General features: G+C 43.9%; 20 protein-coding genes. 11 read left to right on the forward strand and 9 right to left on the reverse strand.

From position 1 onward, the window contains the following. Positions 1 to 15: 15 nt before the first annotated feature. A complete protein-coding gene (locus R3O62_RS09325; RefSeq protein ID WP_005775724.1) occupies positions 16 to 2,016 on the reverse strand; it encodes an AAA family ATPase in 2,001 nt (666 codons plus the stop codon). A gap of 1 nt (position 2,017) precedes the next feature. Next, positions 2,018 to 2,803 carry a Cof-type HAD-IIB family hydrolase gene (locus R3O62_RS09330; protein ID WP_005775725.1) on the reverse strand — a complete coding sequence of 262 codons (786 nt, stop codon included), beginning with the start codon at positions 2,801 to 2,803 and terminating at the stop codon, positions 2,018 to 2,020. A 170-nt stretch (positions 2,804 to 2,973) separates the two neighbouring features. Here R3O62_RS09330 and R3O62_RS09335 point away from each other — a divergent pair, with 170 nt between their 5' ends. The 5 genes from R3O62_RS09335 (at position 2,974) to R3O62_RS09355 (ending at position 7,886) form a co-directional block, all read left to right on the forward strand. Next, positions 2,974 to 4,158 (forward strand): MalY/PatB family protein, encoded by a 1,185-nt coding sequence (locus R3O62_RS09335; RefSeq protein ID WP_317472918.1) that lies wholly within the window; start codon positions 2,974 to 2,976, stop codon positions 4,156 to 4,158. Between the two features lie 31 nt (positions 4,159 to 4,189). Then, a complete protein-coding gene (locus R3O62_RS09340; RefSeq protein ID WP_022012381.1) occupies positions 4,190 to 5,425 on the forward strand; it encodes a PLP-dependent transferase in 1,236 nt (411 codons plus the stop codon). Beyond that, entirely contained in the window at positions 5,426 to 6,034 is a 609-nt protein-coding gene (locus tag R3O62_RS09345) for a sigma-70 family RNA polymerase sigma factor (protein WP_317472922.1), read from the forward strand. Positions 6,035 to 6,143: 109 nt separating this feature from the next. Further along, positions 6,144 to 7,250, forward strand: a complete 1,107-nt coding sequence (locus tag R3O62_RS09350) for a FecR family protein (protein ID WP_032531795.1) — start codon at positions 6,144 to 6,146, stop codon at positions 7,248 to 7,250. Positions 7,251 to 7,442: 192 nt separating this feature from the next. Further along, positions 7,443 to 7,886 (forward strand): STN domain-containing protein, encoded by a 444-nt coding sequence (locus R3O62_RS09355; RefSeq protein WP_122296610.1) that lies wholly within the window; start codon positions 7,443 to 7,445, stop codon positions 7,884 to 7,886. Positions 7,887 to 7,908: 22 nt separating this feature from the next. Here R3O62_RS09355 and R3O62_RS09360 read toward each other — a convergent pair whose 3' ends face one another. Beyond that, positions 7,909 to 8,652, reverse strand: a complete 744-nt coding sequence (locus R3O62_RS09360; RefSeq protein WP_317472917.1) for a Crp/Fnr family transcriptional regulator — start codon at positions 8,650 to 8,652, stop codon at positions 7,909 to 7,911. A gap of 115 nt (positions 8,653 to 8,767) precedes the next feature. Between R3O62_RS09360 and R3O62_RS09365 the strand changes: the two genes are divergently transcribed. Further along, on the forward strand, positions 8,768 to 9,364 hold the full coding sequence (locus R3O62_RS09365; RefSeq protein ID WP_005775732.1) for a MarC family protein: 597 nt from the start codon (positions 8,768 to 8,770) through the stop codon (positions 9,362 to 9,364). Positions 9,365 to 9,406: 42 nt separating this feature from the next. Here the strand turns inward: R3O62_RS09365 and R3O62_RS09370 are convergent, their stop codons facing one another. Then, positions 9,407 to 10,099, reverse strand: coding sequence for a rhomboid family intramembrane serine protease (locus tag R3O62_RS09370; RefSeq protein ID WP_234070177.1), 693 nt, complete (start codon positions 10,097 to 10,099; stop codon positions 9,407 to 9,409). Between the two features lie 170 nt (positions 10,100 to 10,269). Between R3O62_RS09370 and R3O62_RS09375 the strand changes: the two genes are divergently transcribed. The 3 genes from R3O62_RS09375 to R3O62_RS09385 are packed head-to-tail and all read left to right on the forward strand — an operon-like array spanning position 10,270 to position 14,900. Further along, positions 10,270 to 12,210 (forward strand): glycogen debranching enzyme N-terminal domain-containing protein, encoded by a 1,941-nt coding sequence (locus tag R3O62_RS09375; RefSeq protein ID WP_220654202.1) that lies wholly within the window; start codon positions 10,270 to 10,272, stop codon positions 12,208 to 12,210. Between the two features lie 14 nt (positions 12,211 to 12,224). Next, the gene (locus R3O62_RS09380; protein ID WP_005775735.1) at positions 12,225 to 13,499 is read left to right on the forward strand and encodes a glycosyltransferase family 4 protein; all 1,275 of its coding nucleotides are present in this window, start codon (positions 12,225 to 12,227) and stop codon (positions 13,497 to 13,499) included. 12 nt (positions 13,500 to 13,511) lie between these two features. Then, complete coding sequence (locus R3O62_RS09385) at positions 13,512 to 14,900, forward strand: glycoside hydrolase family 57 protein (protein ID WP_022012383.1); 1,389 nt, start codon at positions 13,512 to 13,514, stop codon at positions 14,898 to 14,900. Positions 14,901 to 15,118: 218 nt separating this feature from the next. Here R3O62_RS09385 and R3O62_RS09390 read toward each other — a convergent pair whose 3' ends face one another. Then, positions 15,119 to 16,624, reverse strand: coding sequence for a DUF4270 domain-containing protein (locus R3O62_RS09390; protein ID WP_317472916.1), 1,506 nt, complete (start codon positions 16,622 to 16,624; stop codon positions 15,119 to 15,121). 22 nt (positions 16,625 to 16,646) lie between these two features. Then, entirely contained in the window at positions 16,647 to 17,471 is an 825-nt protein-coding gene (locus tag R3O62_RS09395) for a glycogen/starch synthase (RefSeq protein ID WP_317472915.1), read from the reverse strand. A gap of 246 nt (positions 17,472 to 17,717) precedes the next feature. Here R3O62_RS09395 and panC point away from each other — a divergent pair, with 246 nt between their 5' ends. Together panC and panD are read left to right on the forward strand one after the other, a co-directional pair. Further along, the gene (gene panC, locus R3O62_RS09400; RefSeq protein ID WP_032539658.1) at positions 17,718 to 18,566 is read left to right on the forward strand and encodes a pantoate--beta-alanine ligase; all 849 of its coding nucleotides are present in this window, start codon (positions 17,718 to 17,720) and stop codon (positions 18,564 to 18,566) included. 21 nt (positions 18,567 to 18,587) lie between these two features. Beyond that, positions 18,588 to 18,941, forward strand: coding sequence for an aspartate 1-decarboxylase (panD, locus tag R3O62_RS09405; RefSeq protein ID WP_005775741.1), 354 nt, complete (start codon positions 18,588 to 18,590; stop codon positions 18,939 to 18,941). A gap of 183 nt (positions 18,942 to 19,124) precedes the next feature. Here panD and R3O62_RS09410 read toward each other — a convergent pair whose 3' ends face one another. The 3 genes from R3O62_RS09410 to serS form a co-directional block, all read right to left on the reverse strand. Next, positions 19,125 to 21,413: a bifunctional dihydroorotate dehydrogenase B NAD binding subunit/NADPH-dependent glutamate synthase gene (locus R3O62_RS09410; RefSeq protein WP_317472914.1), complete on the reverse strand. Its 2,289-nt coding sequence runs from the start codon at positions 21,411 to 21,413 to the stop codon at positions 19,125 to 19,127. 141 nt (positions 21,414 to 21,554) lie between these two features. Then, positions 21,555 to 22,766 (reverse strand): glucose/galactose MFS transporter, encoded by a 1,212-nt coding sequence (gene gluP / locus R3O62_RS09415; protein WP_005775743.1) that lies wholly within the window; start codon positions 22,764 to 22,766, stop codon positions 21,555 to 21,557. Between the two features lie 92 nt (positions 22,767 to 22,858). Further along, positions 22,859 to 24,133 (reverse strand): serine--tRNA ligase, encoded by a 1,275-nt coding sequence (gene serS / locus R3O62_RS09420; protein WP_005775744.1) that lies wholly within the window; start codon positions 24,131 to 24,133, stop codon positions 22,859 to 22,861. Positions 24,134 to 24,234 lie beyond the last annotated feature (101 nt).

The raw sequence follows: 24,234 nt of genomic DNA on the forward strand, positions 1-24,234 counted from the left end.
AGAAATGAACTTATCTTATTTCTTCTTTTTTCGTAATTCCTCTGCGATTCGCCATTGTATGGCCGCTTCTGTCTCTTTCCCCACCTTCAGCAGTGCATCTCCAAAAAGTTCGTGTGCACCCGGATGTTCCGGTTTCAAGGTAGTTGCTTTGTCGAGATCGGCCAAGGCGCCTTCCGTATTCTCTGTTTTCAGACGGAGTTTGCCCCGGTTGTAGAGTGCCTTGAAATCTGTCGGACGAAGACTGACTGCCCGGTTCAGGCAACTCTCGGCATCAAAGAACTCTTTCTCGTTGAAAAGTGTGATTCCTTTCCGTATCCATGCATCGGTGTATTCGGGATACAGTTCGATTGCTTTGTCGTAATTGGCCAGTGCAGCCCGGGTATCATGTGCCTGGGTGATGCATTCGTTGCCCATCAGCAGATATTCCCGCGCATACTTTTGCAGACTTTTTTGCTGTGCGGCCATTTGTTCCTGTAACTTCCTTTTCTGTTCACGCAACAGGTTGATGACACCCAGTTTCCGGCGGATCAGTCTCCGGGCGGTAGGCTTTTCTATGTCGTAACGGGAGTGGATGGCCAAGAAAAACTGTTCAAGACACGCTTCGAAATCTCCTTTGTCGAAAGCACGGGCAGCTGCGGCATATTGCACATCGGCTTGTGCCTGTTTCAGAGCTTTGTCGATAGCTTGCCGGTTATTGAACCTTCCGGAAAAACTTACGATTTCGGGACGGACAAAGATGTCGGCACGGCTGACAGGCTTTTTTAATTGAATGCCTTCGAGCGAGGTACAACGGCTGAGAGCTACGTATGCCTGTCCTCCGGCGAACACTCCGCCGGTGAAGTCGATAACTACGCGACTGAAGGTCAATCCCTGACTTTTGTGTACGGTGATGGCCCATGCCAGCCGAATGGGATATTGAGTGAAGGTGCCTAACTCTTCTTCTTCGATCTCTTTCTTTTCTTCATTGTACTTATAGCGAATGTTTCGCCATGATTCACGGTGGACATCGCACTCTTTACCGTCATCGGTGATGACATAGATGATACCGTCGTTATCGATTCCGCTTACTACACCGATGGTCCCGTTTACCCAGCGGCGTTCAAAATCGTTCTTGATAAAGATGATCTGTGCTCCGGGTTTCAAAGTCAGGTCCTTGGATGTCGGCAGGCTGCTTTCGGGAAAATCTCCGTTGATTTCGCCTTCGAATACTACCGGATCTCCGGGGAGTTCGGCAAGCCGTCGGTCATTGATGGTTTCCACCGTATCGCGACGGGTGGCAAGGGTGATGTACATATCCTCTTCCGAGGCATCGATGGGAGCGCCATAACGGGTATTGAGCAACTGAAGGTCGGCGGCTCCGGCAGCTCCGCTGCGAATGTGATCGAGTACGCTGACAAAAACCGCGTCCGACTGCCGGTATACCTTTTGCAATTCGATGGATACCAACTCTATTTCGTTGAAAACCCGTGCCGAAAAAAAGTAAGGAGTGGGATAGAAGCGGTTGATAATTTCTCGTTCGTCTCCTTTGATCACCGGTTCCAGCTGGAATACATCGCCCACCAGTAAAACCTGTTTCCCGCCGAATGGGTCACGCAGGTTGCGGCTGTATACTCGCAGGATGCGGTCTACGGCATCAATCATATCTGCCCGCACCATCGATATCTCGTCGATAATGACCAACTCTACCTGTTCCAACAGCTTCCGATGGGGCTTGGTATACTTGAAGAATTCGTGGATACGTCCCCGTTGCAGGCTTAGGTTGGGGTCGTCGGGCAGCAATGGATGGAAGGGGAGCTTGAAGAAACTGTGTAAAGTACTGCCACCGGCATTAATGGCGGCGATGCCGGTGGGGGCCAGTACGATATGCTTTTTCTTGGTGTTCTTGCAGATATACTTCAGGAAAGTCGATTTACCCGTCCCCGCTTTTCCGGTGAGGAAAACCGATTGCCGGGTGTACTGAATCAGGTTCAGTGCATCCTGAAATTCTTTATTGCCGGTGTCTATAGTAAATTCCACGTCAGATGATACCGAAATGTTTTAATGCTTTTTGTATGCCGTCTTCGTCCACCGATGCAGTCACATAATCGGCTGCCTCTTTGACTTCGTCGTTTGCATTGCCCATGGCCACTCCGATGGCTGCATGGCGCAGCATGCTGATGTCGTTGCCTCCGTCGCCGAATGCCATTGTCTCTTCCAGGCGGATGCCGAAATGGCGGATGATTTCGTCTATCCCTTTTTGCTTACGGATACCTTTTGCCACAACATCTGTGAATGCCGGAAACCAGCGTCCGGACTCACAGTGCGGGAGTAAAGGCAATATGTTTTTTTCGTCTTCGGTGGTGATGAACGGGGTCATCTGGAAGATCTCGGTTTGGGTAGCTTCGGCAGTAGTCTGAACGGGTAGGATGTCTACATGCAGGAACTCGTGGAAAATTTGGTTTACCAGTTCGTTGGGGTTGCAGACGGCTACGGTATGTTCGGCGACAAAGATGCAGGGAAAACCTTTCTCGTCCGAAAGGGCAGCAAGTGTCTTGACATCTTCTGCCGGGATGGAATGTTTGTAAATCACTTCATCTCCTACAAAGCAGTATCCTCCGTTCATGGTGATGTAACCGTCTATCAAACTTTGTTTCTGGAGGGCCGACAGGTTGTTAATAATCGCTTTCGGACGTCCGGTAGCAATGAAAATCTTAATTCCTTTAGCTTTGGCTTCGGTTATGGCCGAGAGGGCAGACGAAGGAATTTCGTGCGTGTTGAAACTAACCAACGTCCCGTCTATATCAAAAAACAGGGCTTTTATCATACGTCTTTTCTTTAATGGAGCACAAATGTACTGAAAAAGCCTGATATAGAGTAACTGAATAGCACAATGATGGTAAATTTTAACTGCTGTCTGCTAAAATAGCTCATTTGGTTTCATTATGAAACAGATGAATTGTACATTTGCAGGCTGAACTTAAAAAGAGAACCCTTATGAAGTATAACTTTGATGAAGTGATAGAACGCCGGGGGACAGACTCGGTGAAGTATGACGCAGTGCCGGAACGTTGGGGACGAAATGACCTGCTTCCGATGTGGGTGGCCGACATGGATTTCCGTACTCCACCTTTTGTGATAGAAGCTATCCGTCGCCGGTTGGATCATGAAGTGTTGGGATACACTTTTGCCTGCGAAGCCTGGTATACATCCATTATCAATTGGCAGAAGAAACGCCATGGGTGGAATATTACCCGGGAGATGCTGACATTTACTCCGGGAATTGTGCGTGGACTGGCTTTTGCTTTGCAATGTTTCACTGCTCCGGGCGATCGGGTGATGGTGATGCCTCCTGTCTACCATCCGTTTTTTCTGGTAACGGAACATAATCATCGGGAAGTGGTCTATAGCCCGTTGGTTTTGGAAGATGGACAGTATCAGATCGATTTCGAACGTTTCCGTACCGATGTGAAAGGATGCAAAATACTGATCCTTAGTAATCCGCATAATCCGGGAGGACGTGTATGGACCCGGGAAGAGTTGGCTGAGATTGCGGAAATCTGTTATGATAATCAGGTTTTGGTCATTTCGGACGAAATCCATGCCGACCTGACATTGCCCGGATATACGCATCCCACTTTTGCGTTGGTATCGGAGAAAGCCCGTCGGAATTCACTCGTGTTTATGTCGCCCAGTAAAGCTTTCAACATGCCAGGACTTGCCAGTTCGTACTGTATCATAGAGGATGAAGACATTCGTCGTCGTTTCCAGACGTATATGGAGGCCAGTGAGTTCAGTGAAGGACATTTGTTTGCTTATCTTGGAGTGGCCGCTGCTTATAGTAATGGAACGGAGTGGTTGGATCAGGTGTTGGAATACATTCAGGGAAATATTGATTTTACGGACGAGTATCTGAAAGCGAATATCCCTGCAATACGGATGATTCGTCCCCAGGCTTCTTACTTGATTTTCCTGGACTGTCGCGAACTGGGACTGTCGCAGAAAGAATTAGTAAGTTTCTTTGTTGATGATGCACATCTGGCACTGAACGATGGTGCAATGTTTGGTAAAGAGGGAGAAGGATTTATGCGTCTTAACGTGGCTTGTCCGCGGAGTGTGCTGAAGCAGGCACTGGATCAGATAAAGCAGGCATACGGGAAGAAGCATGACACAATAGCATAATTTGTGGAATTTATATAAAAAGACTTTCAGGATGAAAAAAAATAGTTTCGAGACACAAATACTGCATACTCCTTTTGAGAAAGAGGATGCACATCATTCTCTTTCCATGCCGGTATATCATACTGCTGCTTATGAATTTGAAACTGCTGAAGAGATGGAAGCTGCTTTCTGTGGACGGACAGCCGGACATGCTTATTCACGAATTACAAACCCTACGGTGCAGTACTTCGAGCAACGTGTACAGGCTGTGACCGGTGCGCTGAGCGTGACGGCGTTGAATTCCGGAATGGCTGCCATCAGCAATGCTCTGATCACTTTGGCAAGTGCAGGAGCTAATATCGTGACTTCGGCGCATTTATTCGGCAATACCTATTCATTCCTGAAAAGTACGTTAGGAGCTTTTGGGGTAGAAGTACGTTTCTGTGACCTGACATGCCTTGAAGAAGTGGAGAGGCAGATCGATGAAAATACTTGTGCGCTTTTTCTGGAGGTTATTACCAATCCGCAGCTGGAAGTGGCCGATTTGAAAGCCCTTGCCGGTATTGTTCATAGTGCCGGAGTACCATTGCTGGCAGATACAACGGCGGTTCCTTTCCATGTGTTTCGTGCGGCGGATTTCGGAGTCGATATTGAGATTGTGTCCAGTACGAAATATATTTCGGGAGGTGCTACCTGCATTGGAGGACTGATAATTGACTATGGCACCTTTGATTGGGGGCATTCCGGTAAGTTGGCAGCTTTGAGTACAGATACCGGGAAGGAGGCTTTTACCGCCAAACTCCGTAGGGAGATTCATCGTAATCTCGGAGCATACATGACTCCCCAGGTAGCTTATATGCAGACACTCGGGCTTGAAACAATGGAAGTCCGGTTTGCCCGGCAGGCGGAAACATGTTTGAAACTGGCACGGTGTTTGCAAGAACTGCCGGAGGTTGAGTCGGTGAATTATACCGGCTTGGAGACCAATCCGTTTTATGAATTAAGTACCCGGCAGTTTGGTTCTCTTCCGGGCGCGATGTTGACGTTCGACCTTCCATCGCGTGAAATATGTTTTCGTTTCATAAATCGGTTGAGAATCATACGTAGGGCCACGAACTTATTTGATAATAAAACGTTAGCTATCCATCCGGCAAGCACAATCTACGGTTCGTTTACCGAGGAGCAGCGCCGGGATATGGACATCAGTCAGAAAACCATTCGCCTTTCGGTGGGGCTGGAACGGACTGATGACCTGCTGGAAGATATCATACAGGCTCTGAAAAGCTAAATTTATCATTTACAAACTTTATACAATGCTGCCAAAAAAGAAAACCTGGAAGAAAAAGAGAGAACGAAACATACGGTTGATAGTCTGTATAAAGACTATGTCGACGACTTGTTTTCGTATGCTTTAGGATTCGGGTTTGATAAACAGGCAGCGATGGATGCCATTCATGACGTGTTTTGCAGGGTATGTATTCGTGAGAAGGATGTTCAGGAGATACAGAATCCTAAATTTTACTTGTTGCGTGCCCTGCGAAACCAATTGATTGACACCTATAAACTTAAACGAAACTATTCGGAGGTTCTTACCGGTGAGATTACCGATGAACTTCCATACAGAATCAAAATCACCGTGGAGGATGAAATGATCGCGGCGGAAGAACAGGCGGAAGTGTCACAGAAAGTCGATGAAATTCTGAGTGTGCTGACCGAACGCCAACGCGAGATTATTTATTTACGCTACATGCAGGAATGTTCCTATGAGGAAATTGCGGAGATCATGCAAATCAGTGTTCCTGCTTGTCGTAAACTGCTCTATCGGACCTTACTTAAACTGAAGCACAATAATACGTTAGTGCTCTTCTATCTCTTGCTTTCTATTAATGTTGGTTAAATAAGGCACCAATTTAAATTTTATTCGGGAAAAGTGGGTATGAAACCTGTGCCCGTTCGTGTTCTATGCAGACAATAGTGTTATTAAACTCTTTAAGCACCTATTCTGAATGGAAAAAACGAAGCGGGATAGCAGACATATTGATCCTTTGAAAGATGAAGAGAAATTCTTCCAGTGGTTAAAATTCAAGAGCGTTCGGATGAACAGGGAGCGCCTCTCGAAAGATGATCATGAGCGTCTTCGTCAGCGGATCCATGCTTCTCTGCGCATGTTGCGACGGAAACGAACCATCAGGAGGGGCGCTTATTATGGTATATCCGTGTGCATCGTTATTGCATTAGGAATCATTTCTTATTTGAATCGTTATGAGAGAGTGGAACCGGTAACGCCTGTTACTGAACAAAAAGCGGAGATTGTATGGCAACCTTTGAAATCAGAAGATATCCGTCTGGTAAGTGGCGACAGTATAACTTCGTTCCGGCAAAATGTACACCTGCTCTTAAGTAAGGATGGATCAGCCATGGTCTACCACCCCAACAGCGGGCAAGAAAAGATCAGGATGGAACAGAATGAGGTCAATAAGTTGGTGGTTCCTTACGGTAAACGGTCGAAGGTGAAGCTGGAGGACGGAACAGAAATCTGGTTGAATTCCGGTTCTGTTCTTAAGTTTCCTACCCATTTCTCGGGAGAGAAGAGGGAAGTGAGCCTGAAAGGCGAAATGTATGCCGAAGTAGCCGCAGATAGCAAAAAGCCTTTCATAGTGCATACGGCACATTTCGATGTGCAGGTATATGGCACCCGATTTAATGTATCGGCTTATGAAGACGAGGCGGTTCCTTCGTGTGTACTTGTGGACGGCATAGTCGGATTTCGGCCGGAGTCCGGTCCTGAGATACGCATGAAAGCAAATGAAAAAGTGCTCTACGATGGGAAGCAATGTGAAAAAAGAAAAGTTAGTGCCTCCAGATATACCTGTTGGAAGGAAGGTTATCTGGAATTGGATGATGCCAATATGGTGGATGTACTGAATCGGATAGGACGATATTATAATCTGTCGTTTAACTTTGGTGACAAGAAGCAACTGACCGGTAAGAGATGTTCGGGAAAGATCTATTTATCCGATAATATTGATAATGTATTGACGACTATATCATTGCTGTATTCTACTGATTACAGGAAAGAAGAGCGGACTATTTTTATATCTGAGAACCCATAAAATGGTAGAGCCTATGGAATGACACTGAACACTATGACACACGCACACACACAACCCCCACAAAAAGGATAGAGTGATATCCTTCCTCTAACTTACACACACGACTACATATCAGAGCCGGGAAGCATGGTTATGCCCTCCGGGAAGGGATGCAATGGCCTGAAATTAGTATTATAACAACTGGAACAAAGCATGAAAAGAGAACGTATAGTAAGAACTGAAAACATTGATAAACAGAGAATAAAATATAGAGTATTGTTTGGCTTTATTTTCATTATGTGCTGTAATGGGGCAGCTTTATCGTCAGAGGATGTTAAGATGCCGGACTGGAAATTTTCTTTTAATCTGAGACGTGTGCCGATCATCCGGGTTTTTGATGAAATCGAGCAAAAGAGTGATTTTGTCTTTGCGTGGGCTTGCGATATAGACACCGAGATTCATAAGGAAATAAGTATTTGTGTTTCGGAAGAACCTATCCAAAGAGTGATGGAGAAGGTTTTAGAAGGATCGGGACTCGTTTTTCAGAGACTCGACAGGCAAATCGTGGTTTATCGTTTGTCGGAGCACAATGCCTGTAGAGCAACTGTTCGCAAGGATAGTGTGAGGATAATGACAAAGGTGGGACCAAACGACTGATAGAGGGATTGGCACCGGCTCTTTATCGTTTTTCGTTCCACTCTGTCAGGAGTGCTAAATCGGGTATGCGGATTTCTTTCCGGTGGAGTTCCAGCAGATTTAATTCCTGCAATCCGTTGAGGGCTTTTGATACGTTCAGGCGAGTATCATCCAGTATGTGTGCCAGATCATCCATTTTCACTTTAAACAGTTTTTCACCTGTCATTCTTTCGATATGGGCCAATATGAAACGTATTATTTTATCTTCAATGTCCTTGGGAGCTCTATCCCACAAACGAGTGTAAAGGTTCTGTGCACGATTGCTGACGATATTCATATAGTTGAGGCGGAAAATATCGTATTTGAACAGTTCACCCATAACGAATGATTTGCTGATGCTTACCATTTGTGCTTCTTCATTATGAGGAATGTAGGTAGATATATACCGGGTGTTCATTCCAAACATGGAGTAAGGTTCCAATACGGCAGGAGCTTCGAAATACTCTATGACAGTCAGTGTCTCGTCTTCCGATACGGTGACGGAAGAGAGCTTACCTTTTAGCAAAAAAAGTAACTGGTCACATACTTCACCACTTTTTATCAACGGTTCTCCTGCTTTATGACGGGTGAAATGAAGTTTTACTTTTTCTAATATATTTGTGAAATCCTCATGACAAAGTCCCTGAAACAGGGGGAGTTGTAACAAGGTGTCGAACATGGTTTCCATATATCGTAATCTTCTAATTTGAAGGCAAATGTAACGATAATAGGGGTTGACTGAAACCATCTTCCCCTTCTTTTTGTTTTTTTTATTATTTCTTAAAGATGGTAGTGATTACCTAAAACAATCTCTTGCGAGATGCATAAAAATGAAGTATATTTGCGGGAAAAAGGAGGAAGTCATGTTTGCAAACTTTAATTTTCAACAGATGGTCAGTGCGTTTATCGTGCTTTTTGCTGTGATTGATATTATTGGTTCTATTCCTATTATCATCAATCTGAAGGAGAAGGGAAAAGATGTGAATGCTACGAAAGCGACCGTTATTTCGTTTGCATTAATGATTGGCTTTTTTTATGCCGGTGACTTTATGCTGAAACTGTTCCATGTTGATATTGAGTCCTTTGCCGTGGCGGGAGCATTTGTTATCTTCCTGATGTCTTTGGAGATGATTCTGGATGTGGAAATCTTTAAGAACCAGGGACCGATAAAAGAGGCTACGCTTGTACCTTTGGTATTCCCTCTGCTGGCAGGTGCCGGTGCATTTACTACATTGCTTTCTTTGCGGGCCGAATATGCCAGTATCAATATTGTGATCGCTTTGATCCTGAATATGTTGTGGGTGTATTTCGTTGTCAGTATGACAGGACGTGTGGAACGCTTTTTGGGCAAGGGAGGCATCTATATTATTCGTAAATTCTTTGGTATCATTCTGTTGGCTATTTCTGTCAGATTGTTTACCGCCAATATCACATTATTGATTGCTGCATTACAGAAGTAATAGGTATCCCCATTAATCTGTTGTAGAAACCGGGGTGAAAAACTATTCTTTTTCACACTCTGTGTCTTTTTGGTCCGTTTCGTCGCTATTGATTTCGTCGTTATCGGTTTCATTTGCTTCATTGGCAACCTCCTCCTCTTCCTCTTCATTTGCGAATGGTTCAGGCTTTTGTGGACCATGATTCATAAAAGCAAGGGCACAGATGGTACCGGTGACAGCTCCACTCAGATGTCCCTCCCACGAAGTACCCGATGGTGCGAAATAAGGAAGCATATTCCACACCAGTCCACCATAGAGGAAGGTTACTAAAAGAGAGATCGCAATCAGGGGGACATATTTTCGTAAGAGTCCGCTGAAGAAAAGAAAAAAAGCCAAACCGTAAATAATGCCGCTGGCCCCGATATGCCAACCGGGCTTACCGATAAGGAACGTGATGGTTCCGCATCCTATCCAGATGATAAAAAAAATCAGAGGTGCAATGTTCCTGTAAAAGTAAAAAAGACACCATGACAGGAAGAATAGAGGTAAAGTGTTGGCCAGTAAATGTTTGAAGCCACTATGTATAAGAGGATGCGCGAAAATACCAAACATCCCTTTTTTTGACAATGGGTATACTCCTAATCTGGTAAAGTCCCAGTCCATGCCCACCTCTAAAACTTTTATTGTATAAAGGATAAAAATTAGGAACATAGGAAGCACCATCGCTATCAGGATTCGTCGAACATCTGACTTCATATTGGCATATTTCTTTAAATTTTATACAATGCTACGAATATTTGCCTTGAAAATAAAAAATAAAGTTCCTTTTTATTTTGTTTTTTACCTTTAATTCGTATTTTTGGGCATCATACTTATATTATATACTATGATAACCGAAATAATTAACCTTTAAATAATGCACAACTATGAGTTATTTACATTTTGACAAGACTCTGATGATAAATCTTGAGGAATCTTTACCAAGGGAGATTCTCCGGACGAATAAATCAGGAGCTTATCATTGTACAACGATTGTAGATTGTAACACACGCAAATATCATGGATTGCTGGTGATTCCCGTACCCAATCTGGACGATGAAAATCATGTGCTGCTGTCTTCTTTGGATGAAACGGTAATTCAACACGGTGCGGAGTTTAACCTGGGATTGCATAAGTATCAAGGAAATCACTTTAGTCCGAATGGGCATAAGTATATCCGTGAGTTTGACTGCGAACATATTCCGGCAACAACTTACCGTGTGGGAGGAGTCATACTTCGTAAAGAAAAAATCTTTGTACATCATGAGAATCGGATCCTGATCCGTTACACCTTGGTCGATGCACACTCTGCTACCACTCTTCGCTTCCGCCCGTTCCTCGCTTTCCGTAGTGTACGCGAATATACACATGAGAATTCGCAGGCGAGCCGTGACTATCAATTGGTAGAGAACGGCATTAAAACTTGTATGTATCCCGGATATCCGGAACTGTTCATGCAATTGAATAAGAAGAATGAATTCCACTTTGATCCGAATTGGTATAGAGGAATTGAATATCCGAAAGAACAAGAGAGAGGATATGACTTCAATGAAGACCTTTATGTTCCCGGATATTTCGAAGTTGATATAAAGAAAGGAGAGAGTATTATTTTCTCTGCCGGTATTTCAGAAATTTCTCCACGTCGACTAAAGCAAACTTTTGATGCGGAAGTGGCCGACCGTACGCCGCGTGATAGCTTCTATCACTGTTTGAAGAATTCTGCCCATCAATTCCATAATAAGCAGGAAGATGACCATTATATTCTGGCCGGATATCCCTGGTTTAAATGCCGTGCCCGCGATATGTTCGTGGCTTTGCCGGGATTGACGCTTGCTGTGGACGAGACAGATGAATTTGAAGATGTGATGGAGACAGCCCGTAAAGCGATTGGCAACTATATTAAAGGTGAACCGATTGGCTGCAAGATATACGAGATGGATGATCCGGATGTATTGTTGTGGGCTGTATGGGCCTTGCAGCAATATGCAAAGGAGACAAGTCGTGAACAATGTCGTGCTAAATATGGTTCTTTGTTAGAAGAAATCATTGATTTTATTCGTCAGCGTAAACATGATAATCTGTTCCTGCACGAAAACGGGTTGCTTTATGCCAATGGTGCAGATAGGGCGATCACATGGATGAACTCCACGGTTAACGGGCGTCCGGTTATTCCACGCACGGGTTATATTGTAGAGATAAATGCTTTGTGGTATAATGCTTTGCGGTTTATTGCCGATTTAGTTCGCGAGGGTGGTAACGGACTGTTGGCCGACTCGCTGGATGCACAGGCTGAAGTAACTGGAAAATCGTTTGTGGAAGTATTCCGCAATGAATATGGATATCTGTTGGATTATGTAGACGGAAATATGATGGACTGGAGCGTACGTCCCAACATGATATTTACGGTTGCCTTCGATTATTCTCCTCTTGATCGGGTACAGAAAAAACAGGTACTCGATATTGTGACGAAGGAATTACTTACTCCGAAGGGACTCCGAACATTGAGTCCGAAGAGCGGCGGATATAATCCGAATTATGTGGGTCCTCAGATCCAGAGAGACTATGCTTATCATCAAGGTACGGCTTGGCCGTGGTTGATGGGGTTCTACATGGAGGCTTATTTGCGAATCTATAAGATGAGCGGTATCTCGTTTGTAGAACGCCAGTTAATCGGCTTTGAAGACGAGATGACCAGCCATTGCGTTGGTTCACTGCCTGAGTTGTTTGATGGAAACCCGCCTTTCAAAGGTAGAGGAGCGGTATCGTTTGCAATGAATGTGGCAGAGATTTTGCGTATCTTGAAGCTGTTGTCTAAATATAATTTATAGGAGGAGGGACGAAGATGAAAGTTTTAATGTTTGGATGGGAGTTCCCCCCGCATATCTTAGGAGGTTTAGGAACTGCCAGCTATGGTTTGACGAAAGGGATGTCTCAACAAGAGGATATGGAGATTACGTTCTGTATTCCCAAACCTTGGGGGGATGAAGACCAAAGTTTCCTGAGAATAATCGGTATGAATAGTACACCGATTGTGTGGAGGAATGTAGATTGGGATTATGTGAAAGGACGTGTCGGTTCGTACATGGATCCCCAGTTATATTTTGACCTGCGCGATCATATTTATGCTGATTTCAATTATCTGAATGCAAACGATCTGGGATGTATTGAGTTCTCTGGGCGTTATCCGGATAACCTGCACGAAGAAATCAATAACTACTCGATTGTGGCAGGAGTAATAGCACGCCAGCAGGAGTTTGAAATCATCCACTCACATGACTGGTTAACTTATCCGGCAGGAATACATGCAAAACAGGTATCGGGTAAACCATTGGTGATTCATGTACATGCTACCGATTTCGACCGTAGTCGTGGCAATGTGAATCCAACTGTATATGCCATCGAAAAAAATGGTATGGATCACGCCGATCACATCATGTGTGTGAGTGAACTGACTCGTCAGACAGTGATTCATAAATACTTTCAAGACCCGAAGAAAGTGTCGACAGTGCATAATGCAGTCTCTCCTTTATCACAAGAGATACAAGATATTGTACCCAATAAGAATCCGAAAGAAAAGGTTGTCACTTTTTTGGGACGTATCACGATGCAGAAAGGACCGGAATATTTTGTGGAGGCAGCTGCAATGGTGTTGAAGCGTACGCGGAATGTACGTTTTGTGATGGCCGGTAGCGGTGATATGATGGATCAGATGATTCGTCTGGCTGCTGAAAGGGGGATTGCGGACCGTTTCCACTTCCCGGGATTTATGAAAGGAAAACAAGTATACGAGGTACTAAAAGCCAGTGATGTATACATTATGCCTTCGGTATCCGAACCTTTTGGTATCTCTCCGTTAGAGGCTATGCAGTGTAGTGTGCCAAGCATCATTTCCAAACAATCCGGTTGTGCCGAGATTTTGGAAAAGTGTATTAAGACCGATTACTGGGATATACATGCTATGGCGGATGCTATCTATTCTATCTGTACCTATCCGGCTATGTACGAGTATCTCCGTGATGAAGGTAAGAAAGAGGTGGATGAAATTAAGTGGGAGAATGTAGGCTACAAAGTTCGCGGCATCTACGACGAGGTTATAAAAAATTATGGAAAACAATAAAACAATATAGATATGAGAACAATCTGTCTTTATTTTGAGATACATCAAATTATTCATCTGAAACGTTACCGCTTCTTCGACATTGGTGCCGATCATTACTATTATGATGATTATGCCAATGAGACAGGTATAAATGAGGTTGCCGAACGTTCTTATATTCCGGCTCTCAATGCATTGATTGAAATGGTGAAGAATTCCGGGGGGGCCTTTAAAGTAGCTCTTTCTATTTCGGGAGTAGCATTGGAACAACTCGAAATTCATGCACCTGCTGTAATTGACTTGTTACATGTATTAAACGATACAGGCTGCTGCGAATTTTTGGCCGAGCCATATTCCCATGGGTTATCATCATTGGCCAATGAAGACTGTTTCCGTGAAGAAGTGATGCGTCAGAGCGACAAGATGAAACAGATGTTTGGTAAAGCACCGAAAGTGTTCCGCAATTCCAGTCTGATCTATTCGGATGAAATAGGAGCTACGGTAGCAAGCATGGGTTTCAAAGGTATGCTGACTGAAGGCGCTAAACACATATTGGGTTGGAAGAGCCCGCATTATGTATACCATTGCAATCAGGCTCCCAGCCTGAAACTGCTGTTGAGAGATTTTAAGTTGTCCGATGATATCAGCCTGCGCTTCTCTAATTCCGATTGGAGCGAGTATCCGTTATTCGCTGATAAATATATTGGTTGGATCGATGCTTTGCCGCAAGAAGAACAAGTTATCAATATCTTTATGGAACTGAAGGCACTGGGGCTGGCTCAGCCGTTATCATCCAATATCTTGGAATTCCTGAAAGCTCTTCCGTATTGTGCAAAAGAAAAAGGAATTACTTTCTCTACCCCATCGGAGATTGTTTCAAAATTGAAATCAGTTTCTCAATTGGACGTACCATATCCGATGTCATGGGTGGATGAAGAAAGAGATACCAGCAGCTGGTTGGGTAATGTCCTGCAGCGTGAAGCTTTCAATAAGTTATATAGTGTGGCCGAGCGTGTACATCTCTGTGATGATCGCCGTATCAAGCAAGATTGGGATTATCTGCAGGCCAGCAATAACTTCCGCTTTATGACTACCAAGAATACCGGTGTAGGGTTGAATCGTGGTATTTATGATTCTCCTTATGATGCGTTTACCAACTATATGAATATTTTGGGTGATTTCATTAAGCGTGTAAATTCTCTCTATCCTGAAGATATTGACAATGAAGAGTTGAATTCATTGTTGACAACGATCAAGAATCAGGGAGAAGAAATTGCCGAGTTGCATAAGGAGGTTGATAAACTGGAAGCAAAGGCAGCAAAAGCTACCAAAGCAAAAGCGGAACCCAAAGCTACTGCTCCTAAAAAGGCAGCAGCAAAGAAACCTGCAACAAAGAAGACAGCTGCAAAGAAAGAAGACTGAATATAGTGCAAGTTTGCTTTAGCGAAAGCTTTTCAAATAGAGAGGGCGGAGGATTTACATTCTCCACCCTTTTTTCTTATAGAAGGGGCATTTGATGATTAGATTTTTGTCTCATCTCAGAATTAATGAAAAGGAAGGGGGCGTATAGAAAACAATCAGGGCGGTGTAAAGGGAAACTATTCACACCGCCCTGATTATATAATGAAAATCTCTTGTTATTATTTACCGTTGAAGTTGGTGTATGTCACTTCTAACTTCAGTTTTGTACCATTATTATTTATGCCAGGTCCACCTTCCAGTTTTACATATCCCGGTTGTAAATCGTGCTGAATACTGATCATGTTCTTGTTGGAAGAACTGTCATACTGTACAAGTACCGGAATGAGTACTACTTTGTTCCAATCCGGGTTTTCAGCTTCCCAAGCTGCTTCATTCCAACTGGCTCCAGCTTTTTTCTTGGCCTCCAGCTTTTCGTTGACACAAGTGTTGATCAGACGAGTCAGATTGGTAAACACATACTGATTGGTTGTAGGTTTACTGTTAATTGTTGCATTGTGTACCGCCAGATAAGAAGTGATATTATCTGTAAGTTTATTCTCCTCAAAGAAACTTTGCCGTTCTTTTTCACGCAATAACAGCACATATGTAGGTGCTTGCATGCTGAATTGCCCATTATCTACTTGATTATAGCTATTGAAAGTCAACTTCACTGCATTAATGGTGTCATTACTTAATTCTTCATAAATCTTATTGATCGGCAATGTAGCTTGAGTGAAAATGCCGGCCGGAGATTTCAGATAAGTACAGTCCGGATGCTCGTCAATAAACTTTTGTAACTTTTCTTGAGAAGTACTGAAACTGTTAGCTTGAATAACTTCCTTGGTTGTAGCGAAAGTACGGGTTGTGTAGTACAGAGAATCCGTACCGTCTTTTTTCTTCAGGTTGTTTCCTACGCTGTCTTTTTCGTGACACCTGATCACGACATTCAGGTTGATTTGGTCAACATAAAGAACTGTTCCGTTACCATAATCATTTTTGGCATAAATACCTTTGAACACATTGTTGATAAAAGCTTCCGAACTTTTGAAATATTCAGGATGATCTCTGTTTAATCGATAAATCTTTTTACCTAAATTAGTAATCTCCTCAGAAGTCAGACGGACATTGGGATAAAAATTCTCAGTTTTTCTGATGGAATCACTGAGTGATTGATCGACCGCAGTGTAGGCTTTCCGCGCAAGTAAGTTGTTCGGATTATAATATTCCAATGGGTTTATGTTTGTATAATAATTCTGGGTTAGGTTTTTGTCCAGTTCGTACACAGTCATACGGCACGGGCTTATAGAATCGCCAAAATAGCTTTGATAGTACAATATCAATTCAGCAGTGTGGATAGAGTCTCCTGCCATAACACCTTTGGGATTGGTTTCCGGATCGTAAACCGAGGGAAAGGAAATCCCATCCGGACTATTCAATTGTGCGAGGAAACTGGCTTCGTAATCTCCGAACTCCTTATCGGTGAATTTACCGACATAACCTACGCTGGTTTTTGCATAAACAGGACCCGATAAAATAGAATTTGTACTTACTTCGTAAGTGGTGTATCTTCCATTGATATTTTGGTCGCTTTCCGGAAGCATTCCCAGTCCGAGAGTACCTGTATTATCATCACACCCGAAGAAAGTCAAGGCAATCAGTGCCACCCATACATATTTTGCTTTCATGATCGTCGTATCTTGGTTCTTATTATTTTTGTTCAGTTTCCCACACCTGATCGTAGAAGCTGTTGCAAGCGTCTGCAAGAGCGTCGGGAGCCTGATAGTCAAGAACCAATTTACCCGATTGACGGGCATAGTTCATGACTTCTTCATTTACATGTTCGCTATTCTGTACTACTCCGTCTGAGTAATCAACAGCCAATTTGCAAAGTGTAGCGTAATCTACCGGCTCTTTCAAAGTAGCCACATCCTTTTTATTAATGCCTTTCAGCATCAGTTTAGTTGCGAAATCAGGGTTGAACGTACCTTTGAAATCATCCTCGTATACGGAGAATACCACTTTCGCATCACGGAACGAAGGTTCGTCTTTATACGCTTTTTTGATGTATAAAGGAGCCAAAGCAGTCATCCAGCCGTGACAGTGAATCACATCCGGACACCAACGCAGTTTCTTTACCGTTTCCAACACTCCTCTTGCATAAAAAATAGCCCGGCTGTCGTTATCATCGTATTCTACTCCGTTTTCGTCTGCTGTTTGTAGCCGGTTCTGGAAGTAATCATCGTTGTCGATAAAATAAACCTGCATACGTGCTGACTGGATGGAAGCTACTTTGATGATAAGAGGATGGTCGGTGTCATCGATAATCAGGTTCATACCGGAGAGTCGTATCACTTCGTGCAATTGATTTCTGCGTTCGTTGATATTTCCCCATTTGGGCATGAATGTTCTGATTTCTCTGCCTTTTTCCTGGATAGCTTGTGGTAGATGTCTGCCTATATTGGCCATCTCGGATTCTGAAACGTAAGGAGTAATCTCTTGTGTAATAAATAAAACCTTGTTAGCCTTTGTCATAATAACAATCGTTCTCGTAAATATTCTGCAAAGATATAAAAAAAAACGGGCATTAAAGCAAGTTCTCGGGCGGTATAATTCCTTATGAATTGTTAAGTGCTTGTCTTTCAGTTGTAAACCGTCTGGTTGTTAAGGTTCCTACTTCGGTATCTTTTGCATTAATTTACGATATTTCTTCTTTATATGGTAAATTATGGTTTATTTTGCACCGTTTTTCAAACGACTAAGAATCATAAACCAATTAAAATGAAAGTAATACATACGATCAAGGACTTGCAGGCTGAACTGTCGGTTTTGAAAGCCCAGGGTAAAAAGGTAGGTTTGGTACCTACTATGGGTGCTTTGCATGCAGGGCACGCATCTCTTGTAAAACGTAGTGTAAACGAGAATGAAGTAACGGTGGTGAGTGTTTTTGTGAACCCTACCCAGTTTAATGATAAAAATGACCTTGTAAAGTATCCCCGTACGTTGGATGCCGATTGCAAATTACTCGAGGCTTGCGGAGCGACTTATACTTTTGCTCCTTCGGTGGAAGAAATGTATCCGGAACCGGATACTCGCCAATTCAGTTATGCTCCTCTGGATACTGTGATGGAGGGGGCTTTCCGTCCGGGCCACTTTAATGGGGTATGCCAGATCGTAAGTAAACTGTTTGAAGCAGTAAAACCACATCGCGCATATTTTGGTGAAAAAGATTTTCAGCAGTTGGCCATCATCCATGAGATGGTTCGCCAGATGCAGTTCGATCTTGAAATTGTAGGTTGTCCCATTGTCCGTGAAGAGGACGGGCTGGCTTTGAGCAGCCGGAATGCGCGACTGTCGGCAGAAGAACGTGAAAATGCATTAAAAATATCTCAGACCTTATTTAAAAGTCGTACCTTTGCAGCCACTCACACAGTGAGCGAAACGCAAAAGTTTGTGGAAGATGCTATTGCTGCTGCACCGGGATTACGCCTGGAATATTTTGAGATAGTAGATGGAAACACTTTGCAGAAGGTTGGGAATTGGGACCAAACATCCTATGCAGTAGGCTGTATTACAGTATTCTGTGGAGATGTCAGACTGATTGATAATATTAAATACAAAGAATCTTAAACTAAAAAAGACGAAGTCCTTATGATGATTGAAGTGTTGAAGTCGAAAATTCATTGTGCCCGTGTTACGGAAGCCAATCTGAATTATATGGGTAGTATCACGATTGATGAGGATTTGCTGGATGCAGCCAATATGATTGCCGGTGAGAAAGTATACATCGCTGATAATAATAACGGTGAGCGTTTTGAGACCTACATTATCAAAGGTGAACGCGGATCAGGTAAAATCTGCTTGAATGGTGCTGCTGCCCGGAAAGTACAACCGGATGACATTGTGATTATTATGTCGTATGCGTTGATGGATTTTGAGGAAGCAAAGACATTTAAACCAACGGTGATTTTTCCAGATCCAACTACAAACAGTGTGGTGAAGTAAGAAACCGTTCAACCGAAGAATATAAAAAATCCCTGCTAATATCAGAATATTAGCAGGGATTTTTTTATTGGGTAGATCCGTGTTGATGTTACTTTCTGCCCAAAGAGTCTATTTGCGGTCGGTAAGCAATTGGTTGTGAGATCACGAACCGTAGATTACTTACCAACGCAGATTTCCGATTCTTTATTTAGAGCTTAACTGTTCGTTCATCGCTGCTGCAGCACGGCGTCCGTCTCCCATGGCAAGGATTACGGTAGCCCCTCCGCGTACAATGTCTCCTCCTGCATAAATGGTAGGGATAGACGATTGCATCTGGTCATTAACGGTAATCGTACCTTTACGTCCCAATTCCAGACCTTTGATAGAGCTGGGAACAATGGGATTGGGTGACACGCCTACGCTGACAATGGCAAGATCGATGTCGATGGTTTCTGTCGCTCCTTGAATGGGCACCGGACTGCGTCGCCCTGAAGCATCCGGTTCACCCAGTTCCATTTTCTGTAAAACCACTTGTTTCACACGTCCTTGCTCATCAGCCAGATATTCGATCGGGTTGTGCAGGGTCAGGAATTCTATCCCTTCTTCTTTAGCATGCTTCACCTCTTCCAGACGTGCCGGCATTTCTTCTTCCGAACGACGGTAGATAATCATGGCACGTTCTGCTCCCAGGCGTTTGGCTGTACGGACAGAGTCCATAGCGGTGTTGCCACCCCCAATTACAGCAACGTTTTTACCGAAAGCTACCGGAGTATCGGAATCGGGACTGGCCGCATCCATCAGGTTTACGCGAGTCAGATATTCGTTGGAAGACATAATATTGATAGAATTTTCTCCCGGTATATTCATGAAGTTAGGGAGTCCGGCACCGGAAGCTACAAAAATGCCTTTGAAGCCTTCTTCCTCCAATTGTTCCACACCGATTGTTTTTCCTACGATGCAATCCTTGATGAAAGTAACCCCCATTTTGGCAAGATTCTCTATTTCAACGTCTACAATCTTGTTGGGCAGACGGAATTCAGGAATACCGTATTTAAGTACACCGCCGATTTCGTGCAGCGCTTCGAATACAGTTACATCATATCCGTATTTGGCCATATCCCCGGCAAATGACAGTCCGGCAGGACCTGAACCGATGACAGCTACTTTGATACCGTTCTTCTCACCAATTTCCGGAACAGAGATTTGTCCGCTTTCGCGTTCGTAGTCGGCGGCAAACCGTTCGAGATGACCGATGGCTACAGCTTCTTTACCCATTTTCAAATGGATGCACTTTGACTCACATTGTTTTTCTTGTGGACATACACGGCCACATACGGCAGGCAGGGCACTGGTTTCTTTCAGTGTCTTAGCCGCTTCAAGAATTTCTCCACGTTCGATGTTCTTGATGAAACGGGGAATATCGATACCTACCGGACAACCGGTCATACAACCTGGATTGGCACAATCCAGACAACGTTGTGCTTCTGTGACTGCCTGTTCTTTAGTTAATCCCTGGTTAACTTCTTCTTTGCGGCTGTGTGAACGATACTCCGGATCGAGTTCATTCATTTTGCAGCGTTCGATGTTTGCACGGTCTTTTGCTTTTATTGCTTTACGGAGTTCTTCGCGCCAAGGAGCGGTACGTCCGTTTTCGTCTATGGTTTTAGTTGCTTCACATTCGTCGAGCTTGTGCAGTTCTTCACGTTCAATGGCTTTAAAAGCGCCCATGCGTTTCAACATTTCGTCGAAATCCACCTGATGACCGTCAAACTCCGGACCGTCTACACATACGAATTTGGTTTTTCCTCCGATGGTGATTCGGCAAGCACCACACATTCCGGTACCGTCCACCATAATTGTGTTCAACGATACTTCGGTCGGAATTTCGTATTTTTTCGTCAGCAAACAAACAAATTTCATCATGATAGCCGGGCCGATAGCAAAACATTTGTCCACTTTCTCCCGCTTGATCACTTCCTCTACTCCTTCTGTAACCAGACCTTTGCGGCCATATGATCCGTCATCGGTCATTATGATCACTTCATCCGAACTTTCGCGCATTTCTTTTTCAAGAATAATCAGTTCTTTGCTGCGTCCGGCCAATACAGTGATCACACGGTTGCCGGCTGCTTTAAGCGCTTGTACGATCGGTAGCATCGGAGCAACTCCCACACCTCCTCCGGCACATACAACGGTTCCGAAGTTTTCAATGTGCGTAGCCTGTCCCAGCGGGCCCACTACGTCAGTGATATAGTCTCCTTCGTTTAGTTCGCAAAGGCGGGTAGAAGAGAGTCCTACCTCCTGAACAACCAGTGTGATGGTTCCTGCCTCCGGGTCGGCGGCTGCAATGGTCAGTGGCATACGTTCTCCCTTTTCACCGACACGCACAATCACGAAATGACCAGCCTTGCGTGATTTTGCTATCAACGGAGCTTCAATTACAAGTTTGAATACTTTCTCCGAGAAATGTTCTTTGCTAATGATTTTGTTCATTATCTAATTAATTTGTTGGATTTATTACGTAATTGCTATCAGAATGTTCTTAGTGTGCAAAGATACTGCTAATTTGTAAATAACAAAAGAAAAGCCATCCTTTTGAAGGGATGGCTTTGTCCTCAAGGTGAGTATATTTGTTTATTTTGTTCTGATTTTATACCCCGCCATTCCATAATAGAGGATAAAGAGGAAGCAGGGGAGGCAGATCCAGTAAGCATTTTGTGCTCCTGCTATGTCTTTGATATATCCGAACAGGGTAGGAATGACAGCACCGCCGGCCATAGCCATTATCAACAAAGAAGAACCGGCCTTGGTGAATTTGCCTAAGTCTGCCATGGCGAGCGGCCAAAGTGCAGGCCACATCAGTGAACATCCCAATGCTATGAATGCTATGAAGTAAATCGAGATATCAGCCGGAGTCAATACTACCAGGATAGAACCTGCAATGGCAAGAATGGAACAGATTTTCAATGCTGTAGCCTGATTGAGGTATTTAGGTATGAAAATGATGCCGCAGATATATCCGATTACAATTCCGATTGGAGCAATCCAGGCATAAGCTGCTGCGTTTTCCAGATGCAGGCTGTTGGCGTAGTCAACAAGAGTACCCAATGAAACCGTTTCTACACCTACGTAGAGGAAGAGTGCAAGACATCCCAACAGCAGATGCGGGAATTGCCATACAGACGTTTTGCCGGCTGCATACGGACAAGCCTCTGCACCACCTTCGCTGTCGTCTTCGCCGGCTGCTTTTACTTCCGGCAGTGGAGCCATCAGCGAGATGATTCCTAATAAGATGAAGGCGGCGATGATTACATAAAACGGAGTAAATAAGTCTGATACGGTAATGTCGCTGACTTCCTTACCGATCAGGAAGGCCAGGAACAATGGAGGAATCGGCCATGCTAACTTGTTGCAGATGCCCATGATGCTGATACGTTTGGCGGCACTGTCCAATGGACCGAGGATAGTGATATACGGATTGACAGATGCTTGTAAAAATGCATTTGCCGTACCGCTAACGAAAGATGCTACCAGGAAAAGTGCGAAACTTTCCTGACTGGCAGATGGAATGTACAAACCAAAAGCAATGGCAAACATGGCGAATGAGAGTGCCATGGTACGTTTGTACCCGATAGCTTTGATAGTCATCGAAGCCGGATAACCAAAAATAAGAAAAGGTACGAAAGTAGCTGCGATAATAAGATAAGATTCAGCGGAAGTGATGCCTAAAGAACCTTGTAAAACCGGAATCAGAACGGAGTTAATTCCTAATGCGAATCCGATGGCAAAGAACATGATGCCGATAAATGCTAACGGCAGAGCAAAGTTTTTTTGAGTAGAGCTCATAAAATAGGAGTTTTGAGGTTAGTAAAAATGTGTTTTAAGGTAAAAAAAGAGCAACCCCTGTATCGGAGTTGCTCTTTTATCTTGTTTTGTTTTTAATCGATAATGTCAAATCCGCAGTAAGGAACCAATGCTTTCGGGATCCGAATGCCCTCCGGGGTCTGATGATTTTCCAGCAGGGCTGCTACGATACGGGGTAACGCCAGCGCTGATCCGTTCAGTGTATGGCAAAGCTCGGTCTTTTTTTCTCCGCTGCGATAACGGCATTTCAACCGGTTAGCCTGGTAAGTATCGAAGTTGGATACGGAGCTGACTTCCAGCCAGCGTTTCTGTGCTTCGGAGTATACTTCGAAATCAAAGCAGAGAGCGGCGGTAAAACTCATATCACCGCCACAAAGACGGAGAATGCGGTAAGGAAGTTCTAACTTCTGGAGCAAACCTTCAACGTGATCCAGCATTTCCTGATGTGACTGGCGGGAGTGCTCAGGCTTATCTATACGTACCAATTCTACTTTAGAAAATTCGTGGAGACGGTTCAGGCCGCGTACATCTTTACCGTAGGAACCGGCTTCACGGCGGAAGCACTGTGTGTAAGCACAGTTTTTAATAGGAAGTTGTTTTTCATCCAGAATCACGTCACGGTAGATGTTGGTTACCGGAACTTCGGCTGTCGGGATCAAATAAAGATCGTCTACTTCGCAGTGGTACATTTGTCCTTCTTTGTCCGGAAGTTGTCCCGTTCCGTAACCGGAAGCTGCATTGACAACCGTTGGGGGCATGATTTCAGTATATCCCGATTTACGTGCTTCATCCAGGAAAAAGTTAATCAGTGCACGCTGCAATTGAGCACCTTTACCTTTGTATACCGGAAAACCTGCACCGGTGATTTTTACACCCAGGTCGAAATCGATCAGGTCGTATTTCTTAGCCAGCTCCCAGTGAGGAAGTGCATCTGTTGGGAGTTGAGTTTCCATGCCTCCCATTTTTTCTACAACATTATCCTCGGCGCCAACACCCTCGGGTACGCTGTCATAAGGAATATTGGGAATAGTATACAGCAGATTCAGCATGTCGTTGGCCGCCTGATCCATGTCAGCCTGTAGTGTTTTGTTGGTCTCCTTTATTTCGGCTACACGGGTTTTCGCAGCTTCGGCTTCTTCCTTTTTTCCTTCTTTCATTAGCTGGCCGATGGTTTTCGAGAGCGAATTTACCTCTGCCAGGTTTTTATCTAATTGGTTTTGTGTATTACGTCTTTTGTCATTCACTTCAATCACTTGGGCAATTGTTTCTTTGGCCCCTTTGAAGTGTTTCTTTTCCAGACCGCGGATTACCGCATCTGTGTTTTCTGTAATTTGTTTAATGGTAAGCATATCTATACTTTATTTATGAACTTTCTTCTTTGAGTTTACAAAGATATATAAAAATAAGATAAGAGGATACGTCTTGTATAAAAAAGAAAAGAGACGCAATC

The sequence above is a fragment of the Bacteroides hominis genome, assembly GCF_033042785.2.
GTDB lineage: Bacteria > Bacteroidota > Bacteroidia > Bacteroidales > Bacteroidaceae > Bacteroides > Bacteroides hominis.